This is a genomic window from Candidatus Streptomyces philanthi (genome assembly GCF_059553635.1).
Window position 1 is genome coordinate 1 of record NZ_JCANQV010000361.1, and the last position, 5,166, is coordinate 5,166.

The following is a 5,166-nucleotide window of genomic DNA, read 5'->3' on the forward strand; positions in this document are numbered from 1 at the left end:
CGGCACGACCGGCACGGCACCTTCGACCTCGTCGCCCGCCGCGACCCCGGCACCCCCCGGCCCGCCTGGCCCGGCCGCGAGGAGCCGCCCGCCCAGGAATGGTCCCGCTACGTCAACGGCGCCCAGCGCCGCCGCGTACGCGCCTACGCCCCCGCCCTGCGCACCGCCCTCGCCGCCGAACTGCCCGCCTACATGCTGCCGTCCGTCTTCGTGTTCCTCGACGCGATGCCGCTGACCCCCAACAACAAGGTCGACCGCAAGGCCCTGCCCGCCCCCGAGAACGCCCGCCGCGACCTGGCCTCCGCCTACGTCGCCCCGCGCGACGCGACCGAACGCACCCTGTGCGACCTGTTCGCCAAGGTCCTCGGCGTCCCCGAGGTCGGCGCCGAGGACAGCTTCTTCGCGCTGGGCGGCCACTCCCTGCTCGCCACCCGCCTCATCTCCCAGATCCGCACGGCGTTCGCCACCGAACTCCAGGTCCGCACCCTCTTCCAGGCACCCACCCCGGCCGGCCTCGCCCACCACCTGCGCGAGGACGCCACCACCACCCGCCCGCCGCTGCGCCCGGCCGAGCGGCCCGCGCACATCCCGCTGTCCTTCGCCCAGCGGCGCCTGTGGTTCCTCCACCACATGGAGGGCCCCTCGGCGACGTACAACATCCCCATGGCGCTGCGGCTGACCGGCGACCTGGACACCGACGCGCTGCACGCCGCCCTCGGCGACCTGCTCGCCCGCCACGAATCGCTGCGCACCGTCTTCCCGGACACCGACGGCGTACCGCGCCAGCACATCCTGCCGCCCGAGGACGCCCGCCCGGAGATGCCGGTCACCGCCGTCGGCGAGGCCGGACTCGACGACGCCGTCGCCGCGGCCTCCCGGCACACCTTCGACCTCACCCGCGAGATCCCGGTCCACGCCGAACTCCTCGTCCTCGGACCGCGCGAGCACGTCCTCGTCCTCGTCGTCCACCACATCGCCGCCGACGGCTGGTCCCTCGCCCCGCTGGGCCGCGACCTCACCGCCGCCTACACCGCCCGCCGCGAGGGCACGCCGCCGCGGTGGGAGCCGCTGCCCGTCCAGTACGCCGACTACACCCTGTGGCAGCGCGCCCTCCTCGGCGACCTCAACGACCCCGCCGGCCTGTGGGCCGGTCAACTCGCCTACTGGCGCGAGGCACTGGCGGACCTGCCCGAGCGGATCGCCCTGCCCACCGACCGGCCGCACCCCGCCGAGCCGACCCGCCAGGGCGACAACACCGCCTTCACCTGGGACGCCGGGCTCCACGACGACCTCGCGGCACTCGCCCGCTCCTGCGACGCCAGCATCTTCATGGTGGTGCACGCCGCGCTCGCCGCCGTCCTCGGCCGCCTCGGCGGCGGCGAGGACATTCCCATCGGCGCCACCATCGCGGGCCGTACCGACGAGGCCACCGAGGACCTCATCGGCTTCTTCGTCAACACCCTCGTCCTGCGCGTGGACACCTCCGGCACCCCCACCTTCCGCGAACTCCTCGGCCGGGTCCGCGAACGCAGCCTGGACGCCTACGCCCACCAGGACATTCCCTTCGAGTTCCTGGTGGACTCGCTCCGCCCCAGCCGCTCGATGGCCTACCACCCGCTGTTCCAGACCATGGTCGCCTGGCAGAACACGCCCGACGCCGCCCTGGACCTGCCCGGCCTGCGGACCGGCATCGTCCCCGCGACCGCCGGCACCGCCCGCATGGACCTGGTGCTCTCCTTCACCGAACGCCGCACCACGGCCGGGGCACCCGCCGGCGTCGACGGCACCGTCGAGTACAACACCGACGTCTTCGACCGCGGCACCGTCGACGCCCTCACCGGCCGCCTGCGCCGCTTCCTCGCCGCCGTCGCCGCCGACCCCGACGCACCGGTCACCGCACCCGACCTGCTCACCGGCGCCGAACGCCACGAACTGCTCACCGCGTGGAACGACACCGCCCGGCCCACCCCGCCGGACACCCTCGCCGAACTCTTCGAGGCCCAGGCCGCCCGCACCCCCGGCGCCACCGCGGTCACCGCCGCCGACGGCACCCTCACCTACGGCGCGCTCGACGCCGCCGCCAACCGCCTGGCACGCGTCCTCGCCGCCGACGGCACCGGCCCCGAGGACGTCGTCGCCCTCGTCCTGCCCCGCTCCGTCCACCTGCCCGTCGCGCTGCTCGCCGTCCTCAAGACCGGCGCCGCCTTCCTGCCCATCGACCCCGACTACCCGCGCGAACGCGTCGCCGCCATGCTCCAGGACGCCTCACCCGCCCTGGTGCTCACCACCCGGGACACCGCCGCTTCGGTACCCGACACCCTCGACGGCCCCGCCGTCCTCGTCGTCGACGGCCCCGCCTGCGCCGACCGCACCGCACGCCAGGACCCCCGGCCCCCGGCCGACCGCGACCTGGACCCGGCGCACGCCGCCTACGTCCTGTACACCTCCGGCTCCACCGGCCGCCCCAAAGGCGTCGTCGTCGAGAACCGCGGCCTGTCCAACCTCTTCCACAGCCACTTCCAGGACCTGTACGCACGGGACATCGCCGCGGCGGGGGAGCGCGGCATCAGCGCCGCCCTCACCGGCGCCCTCGCCTTCGACGCCTCCCTCGACCCGCTGCTGTGGATGGTCGCGGGCCACACCCTCCACCTCGTCGACGACGACACCCGCCGCGACCCGTTCGCCCTCACCGCCTACGTCGCCGAACACGGCGTCGGCTTCCTGGAACTGACCCCGTCCTACCTCCGGGAGATCCTCGACGCCGGACTGTTCGAGGACCCCGCCCGCCGGCCCCGCATCCTGGCCCTCGGCGGCGAACCCGTCGACACCGCCCTGTGGCAGGCCCTGCGCGAGCTGCCCGGCGTCAGCGGCTACAACCTCTACGGGCCCACCGAGTGCACCGTCGACTCCGTGTGCGCCCGCATGGCCGACACACCCCGGCCCACCGTCGGCCGGCCCGTCCGCAACACCCAGGCGTATGTCCTGGACGCCGCCGGGCACCCGCTGCCCGCCGGCGCCGTCGGCGAACTGCACCTCGCCGGCGCGGGCCTGGCCCGCGGCTACCTCGGCCGGCCGGAACTGACCCGCGAGAGCTTCGTGCCCAACCCCTTCGGCGCGGCCGGCTCCCGCATGTACCGCACCGGCGACCTCGCGCGGTGGCGCACCGACGGACGCCTGGAGGTCCTGGGCCGCGTCGACGACCAGGTAAAGATCCGCGGCTTCCGCGTCGAACCGGGCGAGGTGGAGGCGGCGCTCGCCACCCACCCCGCCGTGGCCCGCGCCGTCGCCGCGGTCCGCGAGGACGACCACGGCACCAAGCACCTCGTCGGCTATGTCGTCCCCGCCGAGGGCGCCCGCGTCGACCCCGTCGCCGTCCGCAACCACCTCGCCGAACGCCTGCCCCAGCACCTCGTACCGACCGCCGTGGTGGCCCTGGACACCCTGCCGCTCACCGCCAACGGCAAGATCGACCGCCGTGCCCTGCCCGCCCCCGGCCTGCACACCCCCCAGGGCACCCGGCCCGCCGCCACCCCCGACGAGGAGACCCTCTGCGGCGTCTTCGCGCAGGTCCTCGGCCTGCCGCAGGTCGCCGCCGACGTCAGCTTCTTCGACCTGGGCGGCGACAGCATCCAGGCCATCCAGATCGTCGCCCAGGCCCGCAGGGCCGGCCTCCACCTGTCGGTACGGGACGTCTTCGTCCACCGCACCGTCGCCGCGCTGGCCGCCGCCGCGGGCGACGGCGGCCGGGACCTGCCCGCCGTCGCCGACATCGGCACCGGCCCCGTCGCCCCCACCCCCATCACCGAATGGCTGCGCAAACTCGGCGGATCGGTCGCCGGGTTCAGTCAGTCCACCCTCGTCCTCGTCCCGCCGCACGCCGGCACCGACCGGCTCGACGCCGCCCTCGCCGCGGTCGTCGACCACCACGACGCCCTGCGCACCAGCCTCACCTCGCTGCCCGACGGCCGCTGGTCCCTGCTCGCCAAGGAACCCGGCGGCGCCTCCGCACAGCCCGGCGTCCGCCGCGTCGCCGCCGAAGGGCTCGACGAGGCCGCGCTGCGGGAACTGGTGGCCCGCGAGCACGCCGAGGCCGCCGGCCGGCTGGACCCGATCGCCGGAGTGATGCTCCAGGCCGTGTGGTTCGACGCCGGGGAGCGCCCCGGCCGGCTGCTGCTCGTCCTCCACCACCTCGTCGTCGACGGCATGTCCTGGCGCGTCCTGCTGCCCGACCTGCGCGAGGCCTGGGAGGCACGGGCCGCGTGCCGCACCCCCCGGCTCGCCCCCGTCGGCACCTCGCTGCGCCGCTGGGCCGACCTGCTCGCCCACGAGGCGGGCACCGCCCACCGCGCCGCCGAACTCCCCTACTGGAAGGAGGTCCTGAGCCCCACCGAACCCCTGGTCCCCGGTGACCTCCGCCCGCTGCGCGACGTCGCGGGCACCGCCGAGAACCTGATGCTCACCCTCCCCGCCGAGGACACCGCGCCGCTGCTCGGCCAGGTCACCTCCGCGTTCGGCGCCGGCATCCAGGACGTCCTGCTGGCCGCCTTCGCGACCGCGCTCAGCGCCTGGCACCGCCGCCGCGGCGGCACCCCCGGCCCGATGACCGTCGAGGTCGAGGGCCACGGCAGGCACGAACACCTGGCCCGCGGCACCGACCTGTCGCGCACCGTCGGCTGGTTCACCAGCATGTACCCCGTCCGCCTCGACCCCGGCGCCCTCGCCCCCGAGCAGATCACCGAGGCCGGCACCGACCTCGCGCGGTCCGTCACCCGCGTCAGGAACCAGCTGCGCGCCGTCCCCGGCGACGGACTCGGCTACGGGCTGCTGCGCCACCTCGCCCCCGGCACCGCGGACGAACTGGCGGCACTGCCCGGCCCGCAGATCGCCTTCAACTACCTCGGCCGGATCGTGGCGCCCCGGGAGGACACCCTGTGGGCACCCGTACGGGCCGGGGCGGACGACGCGACGCTCGGCGCCGGTGACCCGGGCCTCCCGCTCGCCCACCCCCTCGCCGTCAACGCGGTCACCTTCGACGGGGCGGACGGCCCCGAACTCGTCGCCCACTGGACCTGGGCCCCCGCCCTCCTCGACCACGACGACGTCCGGGAACTGGCCGCCGGCTGGTTCGACGCGCTGCGCGCCATCACCGCCAGCGCCGCCCGCCCC

Annotated in this window: 1 protein-coding gene; it reads left to right on the plus strand. The window is 75.7% G+C overall.

Annotated features, from left to right (window positions below; genetic code table 11):
• Positions 1-5,166: amino acid adenylation domain-containing protein (locus AC51EU_RS26810; protein WP_496269665.1), on the plus strand; the 5,166-nt coding region annotated here is incomplete at both ends.